Below are 17,084 nucleotides of genomic sequence, written 5' to 3'. Positions count from 1 at the left end.
CTTAATCAACCATTTTCGTAACGCGAATGATATGTGGTAAAGATTCTATTTCTTGTATTACTTTTTCATCTAAGTCTTGGTCAACTTCGATTGCCATTAATGCTATTTGTCCTACTTCTTTACGTGAAACTTCCATATGACCAATATTCACAGCATACTTCATCAGTACATTTGTTACACCTGCAATTGAACCGAAGCGATCATTATGCACGACAAGTATTGCAGGGTAATTACCCGAAAGCTTAAGTTCAAATCCATTCAACTCAATAATTTCAATTTTTCCACCACCAATTGAAATTCCTACTAATTCAAATGGTTGATCGTCATCTAGTATTGTAATTTTTACTGTATTTGGATGTTCAGTAACTGCATCTTCCTCAACGAAATCAACAGACATTCCATTTCCAGTAGCAATTTTTAATGACTCTGGAATACGCTCATCAAATGTATCAAAGTCTAATAATCCACCGACTAGTGCTACATCTGTACCATGTCCTCGATAAGTTTTAGCAAAAGAACCATATAATGAAATTAAAACCTTCTTTGGTTCTTTTCCATAAAGATTTCTCGCTACACGGCCAATTTTAGCCGCTCCAGCTGTATGTGAACTTGATGGACCAATCATAATTGGACCAATAATGTCAAAAACACTTTTATATTTCATCACGTTTCCCCCATTACGTTAATTAAAAGCGTGTTAATTTAGTTTTTCTTACGTATTAACAATTCATTTATATAAAATATTGGTATTAAAGACAAAACAATGTCCACCTTATAGTGTAATACGAATTTCTACAGAGTTCTACGTTATTTTACATTAGTCGTTAAATAATGTGCAAAAAAAAAGAAGCATCTCTTCATTTCTTCCTTAGGTGATTATAAAATTTGCCATTTTATACTTCTCTTTACAAAAAAAGTGTAGAGAAATTTTACAGATTTCACTACACTTTTCTTACTTTATTTTATTCGATTGAAAAAATATACGAATACAATGGTTGATTTCCATTATGAACTTCGATTTCTAAATGATCAAAGCTTTCTTCAGCAAATTCAACTAATTTTGAAATTTCTTCGTCAGATACATCTTGACCGTATAAAATCGTTAAAATTTCAGACTCTTCATCAATCATATCTTGCAATAATTTCTTTGCAGCCTCAAATTGATTCGCATCTGTTGTTACAATCTTACTTTCAAGAATCCCCATGAAATGATCCTTCGTTATTTCCACACCATCAATTTCAGTATCTCTAACAGCATATGTTATTTGACCTGTTTTAACTGTTTTTAATGCTTCTTGCATCCCTACTTTATTTTCATCTAATGACGCCGTTGGATTAAATGATAATAATGCAGTCATTCCTTGAGGCACTGATTTACTCGTCACAACAGCTACATTACATTCTGCGACTGACGCAGCTTGTTCAGCAGCCATCACTATATTCCCGTTATTAGGAAGGACAATGACGTTTTTGGCGTTACACTGTTCGATCGCTTTTACAATGTCTTCTGTACTTGGGTTCATTGTTTGACCGCCCTCGATCACAACAGTTGCTCCAATGCTTTCAAATAATGCTTTAATGCCTGAACCCATTGCTACAGTTACAACCCCAAATTCTTGTTGCTCAGTAGTTTGGATAGACTCATTTTTAGAAGGAGACTCATTTGAAACCTCTTCATGTAGTAAGCTAGTATGTTGTTCGCGCATATTCTCTGCTTTTAATTTTAAAAAGCTTCCAAATCGTTGACCTAAATTAAAAACTTCACCAGGGTATTCAGCGTGAATATGAACTTTTACAATTTCATCATCCGCAACAACTAATAGTGAATCACCCCAAGCACTTAACTCTTTACGGAAAGTATCAATGTCAAACGGTTGTTTTTTTAATTTATCTTTTTCAAAACGCACCATAAATTCAGTACAGTAGCCATAGACAATGTCCTCAGTATTTAACATACTTTGTACATTACGATGTTCTGCTTCCACAAGCTCCTCTAGTGAAAGTGTCGCTTCAGCACCTTCTAAAGAAATTTCTTCACCTTTTAAAGATGCTAAGAATCCTTCATATACAAGGACTAAACCTTGACCACCACTATCAACTACACCAACTTGTTTTAATACAGGTAATAAATCTGGAGTACGATTTAATGATGCTTTTGCTTCAACAATTGTTTCCTCAAGAAATGGAATAAACTCTTCATGTGTTTTAGCAATTACAACCGCTTTTTTAGCCGTTTCTCTTGCAACTGTTAAGATTGTACCTTCAATAGGCTTCATAACAGCCTTATAAGCAGTCTCTACACCCGCTTCTAAAGCTTGCGCAAAATCAGCTGTTGAAATTGTATCCTTAGCTTCGATTGATTTAGAAAAACCTCTAAATAATTGAGACAGGATAACACCAGAATTTCCACGCGCTCCCATTAGTAAGCCTTTTGCAAAGCTTTGTCCAACTTTTCCTACATGATGATTCGGTTTTTCTTTTACTTCTTTTGAACCAGAAGTAATCGAAAGATTCATATTTGTACCAGTGTCACCATCAGGTACAGGAAATACATTTAATGAATCTACAAATTTTACATTTTTCGTTAAGTTATTTGCACCTTGAATCACCATATCTGCAAATAATTTACCGTCAATACGTTTTATCGACACAAATTCTCCTCCTTAATGCGTCTTACAGGTTTGCTACTTTTACACCTTGAACAAAAATATTGACTGAGTCAACAGACAAGCCTAATGTTTGATCAAGTGTATACTTCACTTTATTTTGTACGTTATTAGCAACTTCTGAAATCTTTGTACCATAGCTTACAATTATGTACATATCGATATTAACGTCTTCACCAATTTGGCGAACAATAACACCTTTTGTAAAGTTTTCTTTTTTTAGGATTTCAGTAAGACCATCCTTAATTTGTTTCTTAGAAGCCATTCCAACAATACCGTAACAATCAATGGCAGCTCCACCAGCAATTGTAGCGATTACATCTGTACCAATCTCGATTGTTCCATATTGCGTTTTCATTTCTAATGACATAATTTGGTCCCCCTTATTTGGATAATCCATGTATAGTTAGTTATACTACTTACTTATTATTGTATACCTTTTTCCTAAATAATTCTATTGACTCACTTTTATTATTAGCTTTTTAATAATAATCATGGTTAATTATAGAAAATACAATTTTTTATGAATTTCTTTTAAGGTCCCTCTTAATATTTAGTATACCATACAATTCAATGTCAAGGTTTTTTTCTTGAACAACTTACCAATAACTGTTGCATTAAGCTAAACGGTGTGATAAATTATAGTAGTATTTCTTAATGAAAATAATCATTGAAATGTTATTCCGGTTTTTGTAAGGAGGGAAATAGATGGCTCGTGTTTGTGTAATCACAGGAAGAAAATCTCGTTCTGGTAACAGTCGCTCTCACGCTATGAATGCTTCAAAACGTACTTGGGGTGCTAACCTTCAAAAAGTTCGTATTTTAGTAAACGGTAAACCAAAGCGTGTTTACGTTTCAGCGAGAGCATTAAAATCAGGTAAAATTGAGCGCGTTTAATTTATTAACGTACTAAAAAGCATAGCGAACCGCTATGCTTTTTTACTTTTTTATGATTCCTATTGCAATTAACCAAAAACCCCTACTTCAACTATCCTTCTTTTTTAAATGTACTCAGCATGGCGCGAACAAGTCCGCCAAGAAATTTAGGTAATTTAATCGTATAAAATCTCATGCTTTCCCTCCTACAAGCTTTCTAGCATTTTTAAGGAAAAGATTAATCCTATTACATTCTACTTGCAATTAGCAAAAACTATGACATGAAAATTTTTAATCTTTGCTCCTCACTACTAAAGCTATGCCTTTTGTAAAGGAAATAGACCCTACTCCCTCCACTAACTCATTGCTCACACATAACGATGAACCAATTTCCAATAAATGATTTGTAAGGGGGTATTTAAAGCCTTTTAGCGTTAAATTTTCTACTGAAGTACCTAATGAAAAAAATGATACATATTTAAACTGTTTCTGTTTATTAATCAGATGCGTCCCTTCATTTATCACATATATCTCGTTATATTCATCAACAATCATAATGGGAACTTCCGAATTCATAAACTTTATTAATAAAGTTATACTTCCAAATTCGTGATCTAAACGTTTACCGGTTACACAATGAATGATTATTTTTTCAGGATTTTGCTTAATCGCCCATTGAATGGCAAGTTCTAGATCTGTTTCATCTTTTTCAGGAGGGTAAATAAATACATTTGGTACAAGCCTTTTTATCTTTTCTAAATTTTCATCAACCAAAGAATCGAAATCACCAAATATTGCTTCTGGAATCAGCCCTTCTTCAATTATATAATGGGCTCCATTATCCACTCCAATTACCATTGAATTCTCGTCATTTTGCGGTAGGTTTGTAATTGTATTCGTTTTTGGTCCTGCACCTACTATATGTATTATCAACTTCATTTCCACCTTTAAAAAAAATGCAATCGAATCGATTGCATTTTTTGTTTCATATTTAGATTATTTAATATTAACCTCTAATTTTTTCTATTGCTTCTTTTCTGTTTTCTTTATTATATACGGCTGAGCCAGCAACTAAAACTGTAGCACCTGCTTCTTTGCACAGAATAGCTGTATGCTCATCTACACCACCGTCTATTTCAATATCAACAGATAAATTACGCTCTTTAATCAAATTAGCAACTTGCTTGATTTTAGGAACAACTGAGTGAATAAATTTCTGTCCACCAAAACCAGGATTAACCGTCATTAAAAGGACCATATCGATATCATCAATAATATGTTCAATTGTTGAAACAGGCGTAGCTGGATTAAGAACAACTCCTGCTTTTATACCGAATGATTTAATATTTTGAATCGTACGGTGTAAATGAGTACATGCCTCAACATGAACAGTAATAATATCCGCTCCTGCTTTTACAAATTGCTCTATGTATTGATCAGGTTTTTCGATCATTAAGTGTACATCAAGTGGAAGCTTCGTTATTGGTCTAATTGCTTCTACAATTAGTGGCCCAATCGTAATATTAGGTACAAAATGACCATCCATCACGTCGACGTGAATTAAATCTGCTCCTCCACGTTCTACATCTAAGATTTCGTCTCCTAATTTAGCAAAATTTGCTGATAGAATTGACGGTGCAATTTTAACCATGACTAATACCTCGGCTTTCTGTCTCTTATTTCTTCCATGAATGACACGTAATGGTCATATCGCTTAGAAGAAATTTTCCCACTTTCAACTGCAGCTTTTACAGCACATTTAGGTTCTTTTAAGTGGGTACAACCTCTAAATTTACATTCTTGACTTTTTTCTCGCATTTCAACAAAGCAATAAGATAAATCTTCAGCTTCAATTCCTAGAAAGTCTAATGAACTAAAACCAGGTGTATCGGCAACTAATCCTTCACCGATTTTAATTAATTCAACATGTCTAGTAGTATGTTTACCACGTCCTAAATGCGTCGAGATTATGCCTGTTTTTAGATCTAATTCTGGATTAATCGCATTTAGTAAAGTTGACTTACCAACGCCTGATTGACCTGCAAAGACCGAAATTTTATTTGACATATGAGGTAGTACTTTTTCTAAACCTTCCTCAGTTTTTGAAGAAGTTAAACATACTTCATATCCAATTTGGCGATAATAAGAAACATATTCATAGACTAATTTTAATTGCGTTTCTGAACATAAATCGATTTTCGTTATAACAATTAACGGTTTGATTTCATTAAATTCAATTAAAACGAGAAATCGATCTAATAATATTGGAGAAAAATCGGGCTCTACCGCTGAAAAGACTAAAATGGCTTGATCGACATTTGCAATCGGAGGTCGAACAAGTTCATTTTTTCTCTCTTTTATTTCTAATAGATAGCCTTCTCCACTCTTTTCTAAATGGTATTCTACTTCATCTCCAACTAATGGTGTGATTTTCTTATTGCGAAAATTCCCTCTACCACGACATTGAATGATCGTTTCATTTGTTTCGACATAATAGAACCCACTCAATGCTTTTACGATTTTGCCTTCTGGCATATACTCACTCCTACAGCTATTTAATTCGATGGATAAGATACATCTCTTTCTGCAATAACTTGACCATCTTTAACAATTTTATAGGAAGCTTTTTGTCCAGGATCAATTGTCACTTCTACAGGAATTGTAGTTGTTTCTGTGATCGATTTTGATATTGCAGGTTTATCACCATTATTATTTTTATCTGTAATAAATACCTCAATTAACTGAGGGGTACTAGGATTAGTCGGTGTATATGGTACTTGTACATTAATGGTTACTTTTTTCGTCTTTTCTTTAGGTTTCCCAGAAGAAATAACTACTCTAAGTTTTCCGCCTTCCTTTATAGCAGCAGTAGCAGCTGGGCTTTGGGAAATAACATGGTCTTCAGCAATTGTTTCTGATTCTGCTTTCGTAACACTAAGAACTAAATTATTGTCACCTGCATAGTCTTCAACATCATTTCTAGACCATCCAGTAAGGTCACGAATGATTACTGTAGCTGTACCTTTACTAATCCATACGTTTAAATCTGTTTCTGAAGGGACAACTTCGGCTCCCATATTTGGAGATTGATCAATTACTTCACCTTCAGTTTCATCACTTTCGATAAAGTGTGTCGTAACCGAACGATAATCATCTTGTAATCGAGACTTTATTGTGCTGTATTGAAAACCTTTTAAATCTTCCATCTCACTACTTTTTTTTCCCTTAGATTTATAAATTGTAACTGATGAATTTTCTTTAACAGTTTCCCCAATATTAGGCGATGTTTGTACTACTTTTCCTTCATCAATTTCATTATCATAAATTTCTTTTGGATCGCTTATTTTCAATCCTTTTGAGGCAAGCAAAGTAACAGCACTTTCATATGTCATATTCTTCACATCAGGAATTTCTACATCTTCTGGTAAGAACAAAGCAGGTATTAACGTAATAGCTAATAAACCACTAATTAAAAGTGCTATAAAAGTCCCAATAATAAATTTTGCGAAGGAATTTTTCTTCTTTCGTTTTAAATTTTTATCTGGAGCTTTTTTTACATTGTCTTTCGGTTGATTTGATTGATTTGATTGATTTGATTTCATCTTTATTGGAACTACTACAGTATCATCATTTATCGATCCAGGAATATCTTTAAGGATTGGAATAATCTTCGTTTCGTCATCATTTGTAGGGATAACAAAAGGTTTTTCATTCAATCGATCGGTGTCTAAAGCTGTTTGTAAATCGAGCTTCATTTCATCCGCTGAATCATATCGATAGAAAATATCTTTCGCAGTTGCTTTTAAAACTATATTTTCAACACTTTGCGGTATTTCTGGATTATATTTTGTCGGTGGTGGAACTTCACTTTGTAAATGTTTTAATGCAACCGCAACAGCACTTTCACCCGAAAATGGTAGTTTTCCAGTTAACAGTTCAAACATTACAATACCTAAAGAATAAATGTCTGACTTTTTATTAGCTACTCCACCTCTTGCTTGTTCAGGAGAAAGATAGTGAACAGACCCAAGAACTGAATTTGTTTGAGTAATTGTAGCAGCTGTCGAAGCTGTTGCAATTCCAAAATCAGTGACTTTTACGTTACCATCTTTATTTATTAAAATGTTTTGCGGTTTTACATCTCTATGAACAATTTGAAAATGATGAGCGTGTGCTAACGCTGAAGCTAATTGCTCCATTATTCGTATCACTTCTTTTGGTCTAATAGGAGTATGGTGCTGAATATACTCCTTTAAAGTCTCACCTTCAACATATTCCATTACGATATATTGTAAACCATCCTCTTCCCCAACGTCATACGAGCTTACGATATTAGGATGAGAAAGTGATGTTACAGAATATGCTTCACGTTGAAATCTTCTTAAGAATTCAGGATCGTTTGAGAAATCAGCTTTTAGCATTTTAACTGCTACATCGCGATCTAATATCATATCACGGGCTAAATAAACGTTTGCCATACCGCCAGTACCAATTAATTTTAAAATTTTATATCGGTCGTTTAGGCGTCTACCAATCATCACGTTCATCATCACCCCTTCTCATTATTTCTAGACTCGTACTTAATAATGGCAAGTGTGATGTTATCTTCTCCACCGAGATCATTTGCTTGTGAAATCAACTGGTTTCCGATCATTTCAATTGGAAGATTTTCATTTAATTTTTCATTTAATTGTTCATTAGTAATTTTATTAGATAAACCATCTGAACATAAAAGGATTAAATCATCTTCTTCCCAAGTTAAAGTTTTAATATCAACATCAACTGTTTCCTCTGTACCAAGTGCTCGTGTAATTACATTTTTACGAGGATGTATTTCTGCATCCTCTCTAGAAATTTGTCCAAATTTAACGAGTTCGGCAACAAATGTATGATCTTCTGTTATTTGTTTAAAACCTTCGTCGTTCAATAAATAACTTCTACTATCCCCTACATGTGCTAGCGTGAAAAACAGAGGAGTACAAATGATTGCCTCAAGAGTTGTACCCATCCCATTGCACTCTTCATTTTGTTCTGAATGAACTAATAAGTTTGTATTTAATTGTCCTACAATGTTTTTTAGCCATGCTTCGGCTTCGATTGGTGTATCAAATTTACTAGTATTTTTCCATTCTGCTTCGAGGAAATTGATCGCCATCATACTGGCAACTTCGCCTGCTAAATGACCACCCATTCCATCAGCAACTACAGCTAATACGATTCCTGCATCGTTCGAAAATATGCCTACGCTATCTTCATTATGCCCACGAACTTTCCCCGTATCAGTTTGAAAAAAAGTTTGCATTGTTTCACCTCGTCTCCTCTTTACGCTCCTTTGCACGCAACTGTCCACAAGCTGCATCTATATCATGACCTTGTTCACGACGAATTGTAACATTGATATTATTATTTTTTAATACTTTTTCGAATGCAAAGATTTGTTCCTTAGGTGTTCTTACGTAATTTCTTTCTGGTACATAGTTTACTGGAATTAAATTCACATGACATTTAACTCCTTTTAGTAGTTTTGAAAGTTCTTCTGCATGCTCAACTTGATCATTCTCTCCACCGAATAGACCATATTCGAACGTAACACGTCTACCAGTCTTTTCAACATAGTAACGAACAGCGTCCATTAAATCCGGTAATTTATATGCTCTATTAATTGGCATTAATTTAGAACGTAACTCACTATTAGGAGCGTGTAATGAGATTGCAAAATTAATTTGAAGTCCTTCATCAGCAAAGTTATAGATTTTTGGAATGATTCCACTTGTTGAAACAGTAATATGTCTTGCACCAATGTTTAGACCTTTTTCACTATTTACAATTCTTAAGAAATCCATTAAACCATCGTAGTTATCAAACGGTTCACCAATACCCATAACAACAATTGAGCTTACTCTTTCTTCGACTTCATCGATTGCACGTTGTACTTCTAAAACTTGTGCAACAATTTCGCCAGCTTCTAGATTTCGTTTTAAACCGCCAAGAGTTGATGCACAAAATGTACATCCAATTCGACAACCTACTTGTGTCGTTACACATACAGAATTGCCATAATTATGTCTCATTAAAACAGTTTCAATCGAATATCCATCATGTAATTCAAATAAAAATTTCATTGTACCGTCTGAAGAGGTTTGTTTTACTAACGTTTTTAATGTAGTAATCGTAAAATTTTCTTCAAGTAAAACACGTAATTCTTTTGGAATATTTTGCATTTCTTCAAAGCTTTCAACTCGTTGCACATATAGCCAATTATAAATTTGTTTCGCGCGGAAAACCTGCTGCTTTTGAGCCTTTATCCAATCCTCTAAATCACTCACCTTTAACGAGTAAATTGAGGGTTTATGTTCCTTTTTTATTTTGACTGAATTTGTAGTATTTTCTAAATTCAACGTTACACCTTCTTCCTTAATCTTGCAATAAAAAATCCATCCGTTCCAAAATAATGTGGTAAAAGTTGTACATACCCATTTTGAACCGATTTATTTTCATTTAATTTCTCTGGTAAATGATCAACCAACGAATGATCTAACTCATATTCTTGATGTTCATCTAAAAAAGCATTTATTACATCTATATTTTCTTCATGCCCCACTGTACAAGTACTATATACTAATGATCCACCAGGTTTAACTAGTTTTGAAGCTTCATCCAAAATAGACTTTTGAACTTTTTGTAAATTTGTCACATCTGTGGCATTCTTTTTCAATAAAATATCTGGTTTACGACGAATAACCCCTAAACCTGAACAAGGAGCATCAACTAATACTTTGTCGAATAGTCTTCCTTCAAACTCAAGCGGCGCATTTCTAGCATCAAGAGCTTTTGTTTCGATATTATTTAAGCCTAAACGATTCGCTTGTTCTTTAATAAGCTTCACTTTATGCTTGTGTAAATCTAATGAGGTCACAGATCCAGAACCGCCTAACAGTTCAGCAATATGAGTTGACTTACCTCCAGGTGCTGCACAAGTATCTAATATATCGTCACCTTTTGTTACACCTAGTGCTTGGGCGACTAACATCGAACTCTCATCTTGAATTGACAGATAGCCTTCTTTAAATGCATTCGTATAAGCAACATTGCCTTTTTGTATTTCAATTGCAAATGGAGACAGTTTCCCTACATTAGCCTGTACTCCCTCATCTTCTAACATTTTAAGAACTTCTTCTCTTGACGCCTTCATCGTATTAACTCTTGCAGTTTGAAATGGTGGTAGTATATTCTCTTCACAGATTTTTCTAGTTTCTTCTAGACCGAATTCATCTGCCCACTGTTCAATTAACCACTCCGGGTGATTCGTTTCAATTGAAAGCTTCTCAATTGGATCTTTTATTTCATCTATAGATTTCAAGCCATTTCTTTGAATATTTCTTAAAACGCCATTAACTAAAGAAGCGATTCCTTTATGGCCACGTTTTTTAGCAATTTCAACCGCTTCATTTAAAACTGCATGAGGAGGTATTCGATCTAAAAAATGCATTTGATATAAAGAAAGCTTGATTAATAAATAAACCCATTCTTCTAATTTCTTCTGATTTTTAATAAATGGTTCTAAATAAAAATCTAATAATTTATCTCTTTGGATTGTTCCATAGATAATTTCCGTTAATAGTCCCGAATCAGCAGAAGATAAATCATTCTTTTGAATATAGTTATTTACTAACAAATTACTATACGATTGATTTTTATAAACTGAAAGAAGTGCCTCTAAGGCAATCTCTCTTACATTTTTACTCATGTTATTCTCCTAACTTCATTCCACGTTCAATAAAAGAACCTGCACCGTTAATATATTGTTTTGCTTCCATTCGCTTTTTACCAGCAGGCTGTAAATCTGTAATCTTTATGGCAGTAGTATTTCCAGTTGATACTAAAATGCCATCATTTAGAACTTCAATTATTTCACCTGGAGTAACAGTTTTATTCGTAGTAGCTTTCTCTCCCCACCAAACTTTTAAAACTTCTCCGTTTAATGTAGTATAAGCTACTGGCCAAGGGTGTAAACCTCTTATATGATTATAAATCTCCTCGCCAGTTTTCGACCAATTAATTAGCTCTTCTTCACGCTTAATATTTCTTGCGAAGCTCACATTACTATCATCTTGTTTTTTAGCAGTAATTTCACCTTTTAATAAAGGTGGAATAGTTTCAGAAAGCAAGTTAGCACCTGCAATACTTAATTTATCGTGTAGCGTCCCAACATGATCACTTTCTTCAATAGGAACAACGACTCTAGATAACATATCACCAGCATCTAATTTTTCTACCATATACATGATTGTTACACCAGTTTCACTTTTACCTTGAATGATTGAATAGTGAATTGGTGCACCACCTCTTAGCTCTGGAAGTAAAGAAGCATGTACATTTATACAACCAAATTGAGGCGCCTCTAAAATATCATTTGGGAGAATTTGTCCAAATGCTGCTGTTACGATTAAATCTGGTTTTAATGCCAATACTTTTTCTGTTTCTTCTGGTAGACGTATTTTTTCAGGTTGTAATACAGGAATATTATGCTTTAGAGCCTCAACTTTAACAGGAGGTGGCGTTAAAACTCTTTTTCGACCAACAGGACGATCCGGCTGCGTCACTACCCCTATAACATCATATCCATCTTCAATTAATCTTCTTAAAACGGGAACTGAAAAATCAGGAGTTCCCATAAAAACGATTTTTGTCATTCTTTTGCCTACCCTTCTAATTCACTTTCCTCATAGTATTTTGATACTTTAGAAGTGAATAAAACTCCATTTAAATGATCAATTTCATGTAAAAGTGCACGAGCTAAAAACCCACGAGCCTCAATAATAAAATATTTCCCACGTTTATTTTGCGCTTTTATTTTTGCATAGCTAGGTCTTGTAACATCCCCATAAAGGTTTGGAAAACTTAAACAACCTTCTACATCGGTTTGCTCACCCTTGGTTTCCATGACGATTGGATTAATTAAATCAATTCTTCCATTCTCATCTTCAACGTCTACTACAGCTACTTGTTGCAGAATTCCAACTTGTGGTGCTGCTAATCCAACACCATCAGCTGCAAGCATCGTCTCATACATATTATTTAAAAGTTTTACTAAATTTTTATCAAATGTCGTCACTTTTTCACAAGGTGTTTCAAGCACTTCATTTGGGTGTTCAATAATTGTTAATAAAGCCAATTTCACAACTCCTATCATGATTGTTTGTAAATTTGTGTATGTTTAATTTCTTATTTTCATCTTTATTATTTGAAGAACTGACTAAAGATTTACCCTAAAGAGCTGGGCAAACTTGCTCCACTTTTCGTATTGTCCAGTTCCGCCTCCTAGCCCGCCTGAGGACATAAGTCAAAGTCCAACAAAGGTTAAAACCCAACCTTTATCTTATGCTTTAAGAAGTTTCGATGTAAATATGTTTATTGTGGTGTCTAGTTCCGCAAGTTAGCTCTTCGGTAATATTCCATCCATCTTCGAAGTGAAAAAACCGCCACTTCTTCAGCTGTATGGAGATATTCCTTTCAGAGCTGGGCAAACTTGCTCCACTTTTCGCATTGTCCAGTTCCGGCTCCTAGCCCCTCGAGGTCATAAGTCAAAGTCCAACAAAGGTTAAAACCCAACCTTTATCTTATGCTTTAAGAAGTTTCGATGTAAATATGTTTATTGTGGTGTCTAGTTCCGCAAGTTAGCTCTTCGGTAATATTCCATCCATCTTTGAAGTGGAAAAACCGCCACTTCTTCAGCTGTATGGAGATATTCCTTTCAGAGCTGAACAAACTTGCTCCACTTTTCGTTACATAAACATAGTAGGTTGGAAGTCGATTGTCAGTTGTAGTTTTGATTTGTCTGTTTCATCTTGGTAATATTGTTGGATTCGGTTTAGTACGTCGTATAGTGCAGGCTCAGATTTGTATTTTATCATACATTGATAACGAAAATGGTCTTTTATTTTTGCGATTGGCGACGCGACTGGTCCAAGTATAATAGAACATTCCGATAAATGTTCTCTTAAATAGCTTGCGATTTGTTCACTAACTTTTACTGTTTTTATTAAATCATTATGTGCTATTGAGATTAAAACTAAATAATAAAACGGTGGATATCTAAACGAGCGTCTAATTTTCATTTCTTCTTCATAAAACGCAACATAGTTTTGAGTTTGCGCTAATTCAATACTATAATGCTCTGGAGAATATGTTTGTATGACTACTTCACCAGGTTTTTCATGTCGACCAGCTCTTCCACTTACTTGTGTTAATAAGCTAAAAGTACGTTCACTTGCTCTGAAATCTGGTAAATGAAGTGAACTATCTGCTGCTAAAACACCTACCAATGTTACATTAGGAAAATCAAGTCCTTTGGCAATCATTTGGGTTCCTAATAATATGTCTGCCTCACCATTTCCGAATTGCTTAAGCATTTTTTCGTGTGCACCTTTACGGCTAGTTGTATCATTATCCATCCTGATTACTCTTGCTTCTGGATAAGCTTTTGTAATGGCTTCTTCTACTTTTTGTGTTCCTGTTCCAAAAAAACGTATATGCTCACTTTGGCAAGAAGGGCATTGCTTTGGCATATAAGTTTCATATCCGCAATAATGACATTTCAAATGATGATTATGTTTATGATAAGTTAAGGAAACCTCGCAATGGGGGCATTGAATTGTGTAACCACAATCTCTACACATTACAAATGAAGAATAGCCTCGACGGTTTAAAAATAAGATGATTTGTTCCTTTTTTTCTAATCGATCAATTATTTTTTCATGTAAAGCGGTAGAAAACATCGTACGATTACCAATTCTTAGTTGTTCTCTCATATCGACGATTTCGACTTCAGGTAAAGGACCTTGATTGACCCTTTTTGACATTATATTTAGTTCGTAAACTCCCTTGCTTGCTCTAGCAAATGATTCAAGCGTAGGGGTTGCACTTCCTAATACTACTGGACAATGGTGGTATTCACCTCTCCAAATAGCAATATCTCTAGCGTGATATCTTGGATGTTCATCCTGTTTATATGTCGTTTCATGTTCTTCATCAATGATGATTATTCCAATATTTTCAAATGGAGCAAAAATAGCTGAACGGGCACCAACTACTACTTTCACTTCTTTTCTTTGAATTTTTCTCCATTCATCATATTTCTCACCAATTGATAGTCCGCTGTGTAATACTGCCACATCATTACCAAATCTGCTTTTAAAGCGACCTACAATTTGTGGGGTAAGTGAAATTTCTGGTACTAATACAATTGCTTCCTTCCCCTGCAATAGTACTTCTTGGATCGATTGCAAATAAACTTCTGTTTTTCCACTACCCGTTACACCATTTAAAAGATGGATCTTATTTTCTTTATGATTAAAGGAAGAAACAATTTGCTCAAATGCCACTTGTTGTTCTGCAAGCAGTGGTAACGGCTGAGACTTCACAATTTCTCTTCCTACATAAGGATCTCGATAAACTTCAACCGTTTTAATTGAAATAACATTGTTTTTCTCCAAAGTCTTAATCGGAGAGTCAGTGATGCCAAGACATTCTTTTAACTCTTTAACACTTGTTTCGCCATTCATACGTAAATATTCAATAATGTCCATTTGCTGTGGAGAAATTTTGTTTGGAAGTTCCTCATCTAACACTTTTAAAAGTGAAGCAACACGTTCCGTTTTTTTATTTGCTTTATTTTTTACTTCATATTCAATTTCAAGCAAACCATCTTTAACAGCACGTTGAACTAAAGAAATATTACTTACAAGACTTTCTACTTCAGGCCATTCTCTTCTTTTTACTACGGAGAATAGATTTGCTAATTCAGGAACTAGCTGCTCATAAGCTTCTTCTGTACTTACCTGAACATGTTTTTTATATACAGCTTTTATTGCTGTAGGTAGCATTGCTTGATAAGCAGAAATTAAAAAGCAAAGTGTTTTTTCAGAAATATACGAACCTAAAAGAAGAAGCTCTTCAGTTAAAACTGGCACTACATCAAGAACTTCTTCAATTTCTTTCACCTTTTCTAAACTAGTTGTTTCCTTTATGGACAAAACAAAGCCTTGAACCTTTCTTGGACCAAATGGAACAATTACTCTCATTCCCGGCTGAATTGCATCCGCCCAACTAGTTGGAACTTTATAATCAAAAGGACGGTCAGTTTGTCTGACTGATACATCAACTAAAACTGATGCGTATGTCATCTCTCTACCTCATTTAGTAAGTGATGCACTTCATGTAATATTTCTTTAGCTACTTCTTTTTTACTCATTTTAGGTAACGGTTTACTTTCACCATTTCGCTTAAAAATTGTTACAATATTCGTATCAGACCCAAAACCCGCCCCAGCTTTTGTTACATCATTAGCAACAATCATATCAGCATTTTTCTTTATCAGTTTACTTTTTGCATACTCATCTATTTGGCTTGTTTCTGCAGCAAACCCTACTAAAATTTGATGTGTTTTATTTTGGCCTAAAGTTAAAAGTATATCTTTCGTCCGTTTAAACGAAATAGAAAGATCACCTTCAACCTTTTTTACTTTTTGGTCATACGAAATTAAAGGCGTATAATCAGCTACTGCTGCTGTTTTTATGACAACATCAGCCTCATCATACTGTGACCAGATCGCTTCAAACATTTGTTCAGCAGACTCAATTTGGATAAATGTACAACCTTCAGGTGGAGTTAAGTTAGATGGACCTGATACTAAAGTTACTTCTGCACCTAATGAGACTGCAACTTCTGCAATACTATAACCCATTTTACCTGTTGAGTGATTTGAAACAAATCGAACTGGATCAATTTTTTCTACTGTCGGTCCAGCGGAGATGATTATTTTTTTTCCTTTTAATAACCCAACATCTCTTTGGAAATATTCATTTACAAATTGAACAATTTCCTCAGGCTCTGCTAATCTACCTTTCCCCACATAACCACATGCTAAATATCCTTCATTAGGTTCGATAAATCGATGTCCGATTTCTTTCAAAGTGTTCATATTTTTTTGAACAATTGGATGATTATACATATTAACATTCATAGCTGGCGCGACCCAAACTGGCTTTGTTGCAGCAAGTAAAGTTGCTTGAATCATTTCATCACCAAGACCGTTTGCAAGTTTTCCAATTGTATTAGCAGTTGCAGGAGCAACAATAATTAAATCTGGCCAGTCCCCTAAATCAATATGTGCAATTTTAGAACTATCCTTTTCATCAAACGTATCTATATATACATCATTTCTTGATAAAGCTTGAAACGTTAAAGGTGTCACAAATTCAGTTGCAGATGGGCTCATCATTACTTTAACGTCATATCCTGCTTGTACTAGTTTACTTGTAAGTGCCGCTGCCTTGTAGACCGCAATCCCACCTGTAACACATAGGAGAATCTTTTTCTGTACCACTCACCTTCACCCTTTCAAATCTTATACTTTCTATGTAATGTCAAAAAATAGTTCTTTTTGATGTTCTATGTCTAAGATACCACAAATATGTTTTAAATAAATCTTAAAGGCTTATATAAAGAAAACCCGCCAACTGGCGAGCCTTATCGTCGAAA

Annotated in this window: 16 protein-coding genes; 1 reads left to right on the top strand and 15 read right to left on the bottom strand. The window is 34.4% G+C overall.

Translation table 11 applies throughout. From position 1 onward, the window contains the following. Position 1 precedes the first annotated feature (1 nt). The 3 genes from sdaAB to CN601_RS13375 form a co-directional block, all read right to left on the bottom strand. Entirely contained in the window at positions 2 to 664 is a 663-nt protein-coding gene (gene sdaAB / locus CN601_RS13385) for an L-serine ammonia-lyase, iron-sulfur-dependent subunit beta (protein WP_098117517.1), read from the bottom strand. A 298-nt stretch (positions 665 to 962) separates the two neighbouring features. Beyond that, positions 963 to 2,651, bottom strand: coding sequence for a DAK2 domain-containing protein (locus CN601_RS13380; RefSeq protein WP_098171309.1), 1,689 nt, complete (start codon positions 2,649 to 2,651; stop codon positions 963 to 965). Between the two features lie 22 nt (positions 2,652 to 2,673). Next, positions 2,674 to 3,036 (bottom strand): Asp23/Gls24 family envelope stress response protein, encoded by a 363-nt coding sequence (locus tag CN601_RS13375; RefSeq protein WP_088069388.1) that lies wholly within the window; start codon positions 3,034 to 3,036, stop codon positions 2,674 to 2,676. Between the two features lie 338 nt (positions 3,037 to 3,374). On the opposite strand from CN601_RS13375, the gene rpmB reads away from it, so the two are divergent. Then, the gene (gene rpmB, locus CN601_RS13370) at positions 3,375 to 3,563 is read left to right on the top strand and encodes a 50S ribosomal protein L28 (RefSeq protein ID WP_025568947.1); all 189 of its coding nucleotides are present in this window, start codon (positions 3,375 to 3,377) and stop codon (positions 3,561 to 3,563) included. Between the two features lie 91 nt (positions 3,564 to 3,654). Here rpmB and spoVM read toward each other — a convergent pair whose 3' ends face one another. The 12 genes from spoVM to coaBC form a co-directional block, all read right to left on the bottom strand. Then, positions 3,655 to 3,738: a stage V sporulation protein SpoVM gene (gene spoVM, locus CN601_RS13365; protein ID WP_098117521.1), complete on the bottom strand. Its 84-nt coding sequence runs from the start codon at positions 3,736 to 3,738 to the stop codon at positions 3,655 to 3,657. Between the two features lie 95 nt (positions 3,739 to 3,833). Further along, on the bottom strand, positions 3,834 to 4,475 hold the full coding sequence (locus tag CN601_RS13360) for a thiamine diphosphokinase (RefSeq protein ID WP_179865550.1): 642 nt from the start codon (positions 4,473 to 4,475) through the stop codon (positions 3,834 to 3,836). 73 nt (positions 4,476 to 4,548) lie between these two features. Then, positions 4,549 to 5,193 carry a ribulose-phosphate 3-epimerase gene (rpe, locus tag CN601_RS13355; RefSeq protein WP_098117525.1) on the bottom strand — a complete coding sequence of 215 codons (645 nt, stop codon included), beginning with the start codon at positions 5,191 to 5,193 and terminating at the stop codon, positions 4,549 to 4,551. A 2-nt stretch (positions 5,194 to 5,195) separates the two neighbouring features. After that, complete coding sequence (gene rsgA, locus CN601_RS13350; protein WP_098171307.1) at positions 5,196 to 6,077, bottom strand: ribosome small subunit-dependent GTPase A; 882 nt, start codon at positions 6,075 to 6,077, stop codon at positions 5,196 to 5,198. A 20-nt stretch (positions 6,078 to 6,097) separates the two neighbouring features. Beyond that, positions 6,098 to 8,083, bottom strand: coding sequence for a Stk1 family PASTA domain-containing Ser/Thr kinase (gene pknB / locus CN601_RS13345; RefSeq protein ID WP_098117770.1), 1,986 nt, complete (start codon positions 8,081 to 8,083; stop codon positions 6,098 to 6,100). 8 nt (positions 8,084 to 8,091) lie between these two features. After that, complete coding sequence (locus CN601_RS13340; RefSeq protein ID WP_098171306.1) at positions 8,092 to 8,844, bottom strand: Stp1/IreP family PP2C-type Ser/Thr phosphatase; 753 nt, start codon at positions 8,842 to 8,844, stop codon at positions 8,092 to 8,094. 4 nt (positions 8,845 to 8,848) lie between these two features. Then, positions 8,849 to 9,940: a dual-specificity RNA methyltransferase RlmN gene (gene rlmN / locus CN601_RS13335; RefSeq protein ID WP_172445262.1), complete on the bottom strand. Its 1,092-nt coding sequence runs from the start codon at positions 9,938 to 9,940 to the stop codon at positions 8,849 to 8,851. Positions 9,941 to 9,942: 2 nt separating this feature from the next. After that, positions 9,943 to 11,289: a 16S rRNA (cytosine(967)-C(5))-methyltransferase RsmB gene (gene rsmB / locus CN601_RS13330; protein ID WP_098171305.1), complete on the bottom strand. Its 1,347-nt coding sequence runs from the start codon at positions 11,287 to 11,289 to the stop codon at positions 9,943 to 9,945. 1 nt (position 11,290) lies between these two features. Further along, positions 11,291 to 12,235, bottom strand: coding sequence for a methionyl-tRNA formyltransferase (gene fmt, locus CN601_RS13325; RefSeq protein ID WP_098171304.1), 945 nt, complete (start codon positions 12,233 to 12,235; stop codon positions 11,291 to 11,293). An 8-nt stretch (positions 12,236 to 12,243) separates the two neighbouring features. After that, positions 12,244 to 12,717, bottom strand: a complete 474-nt coding sequence (def, locus tag CN601_RS13320; RefSeq protein WP_098117537.1) for a peptide deformylase — start codon at positions 12,715 to 12,717, stop codon at positions 12,244 to 12,246. Between the two features lie 610 nt (positions 12,718 to 13,327). Further along, positions 13,328 to 15,727 (bottom strand): primosomal protein N', encoded by a 2,400-nt coding sequence (priA, locus tag CN601_RS13315; protein ID WP_098171303.1) that lies wholly within the window; start codon positions 15,725 to 15,727, stop codon positions 13,328 to 13,330. After that, entirely contained in the window at positions 15,724 to 16,929 is a 1,206-nt protein-coding gene (gene coaBC / locus CN601_RS13310) for a bifunctional phosphopantothenoylcysteine decarboxylase/phosphopantothenate--cysteine ligase CoaBC (RefSeq protein ID WP_098171302.1), read from the bottom strand. Before coaBC ends, priA begins: the two co-directional genes overlap by 4 nt. Between the last annotated feature and the right edge of the window lie 155 nt (positions 16,930 to 17,084).

The sequence above is a fragment of the Bacillus sp. AFS017336 genome (assembly GCF_002555445.1).
Classification (GTDB): domain Bacteria; phylum Bacillota; class Bacilli; order Bacillales; family Bacillaceae_G; genus Gottfriedia.
Note: the sequence above shows the minus strand (reverse complement) of the source record. Positions and strands in the feature narration are given on the sequence as shown.

Coding starts and splice junctions, on each gene's coding strand:
- priA (WP_098171303.1), bottom strand. CDS start 15,727: ATGACATACGCATCAGTTTTAGTTGATGTATCAGTCAGACAAACTGAC.
- rsmB (WP_098171305.1), bottom strand. CDS start 11,289: ATGAGTAAAAATGTAAGAGAGATTGCCTTAGAGGCACTTCTTTCAGTT.
- rpmB (WP_025568947.1), top strand. CDS start 3,375: ATGGCTCGTGTTTGTGTAATCACAGGAAGAAAATCTCGTTCTGGTAAC.
- fmt (WP_098171304.1), bottom strand. CDS start 12,235: ATGACAAAAATCGTTTTTATGGGAACTCCTGATTTTTCAGTTCCCGTT.
- rsgA (WP_098171307.1), bottom strand. CDS start 6,077: ATGCCAGAAGGCAAAATCGTAAAAGCATTGAGTGGGTTCTATTATGTC.
- spoVM (WP_098117521.1), bottom strand. CDS start 3,738: ATGAGATTTTATACGATTAAATTACCTAAATTTCTTGGCGGACTTGTT.
- CN601_RS13375 (WP_088069388.1), bottom strand. CDS start 3,036: ATGTCATTAGAAATGAAAACGCAATATGGAACAATCGAGATTGGTACA.
- sdaAB (WP_098117517.1), bottom strand. CDS start 664: ATGAAATATAAAAGTGTTTTTGACATTATTGGTCCAATTATGATTGGT.
- rpe (WP_098117525.1), bottom strand. CDS start 5,193: ATGGTTAAAATTGCACCGTCAATTCTATCAGCAAATTTTGCTAAATTA.
- CN601_RS13340 (WP_098171306.1), bottom strand. CDS start 8,844: ATGCAAACTTTTTTTCAAACTGATACGGGGAAAGTTCGTGGGCATAAT.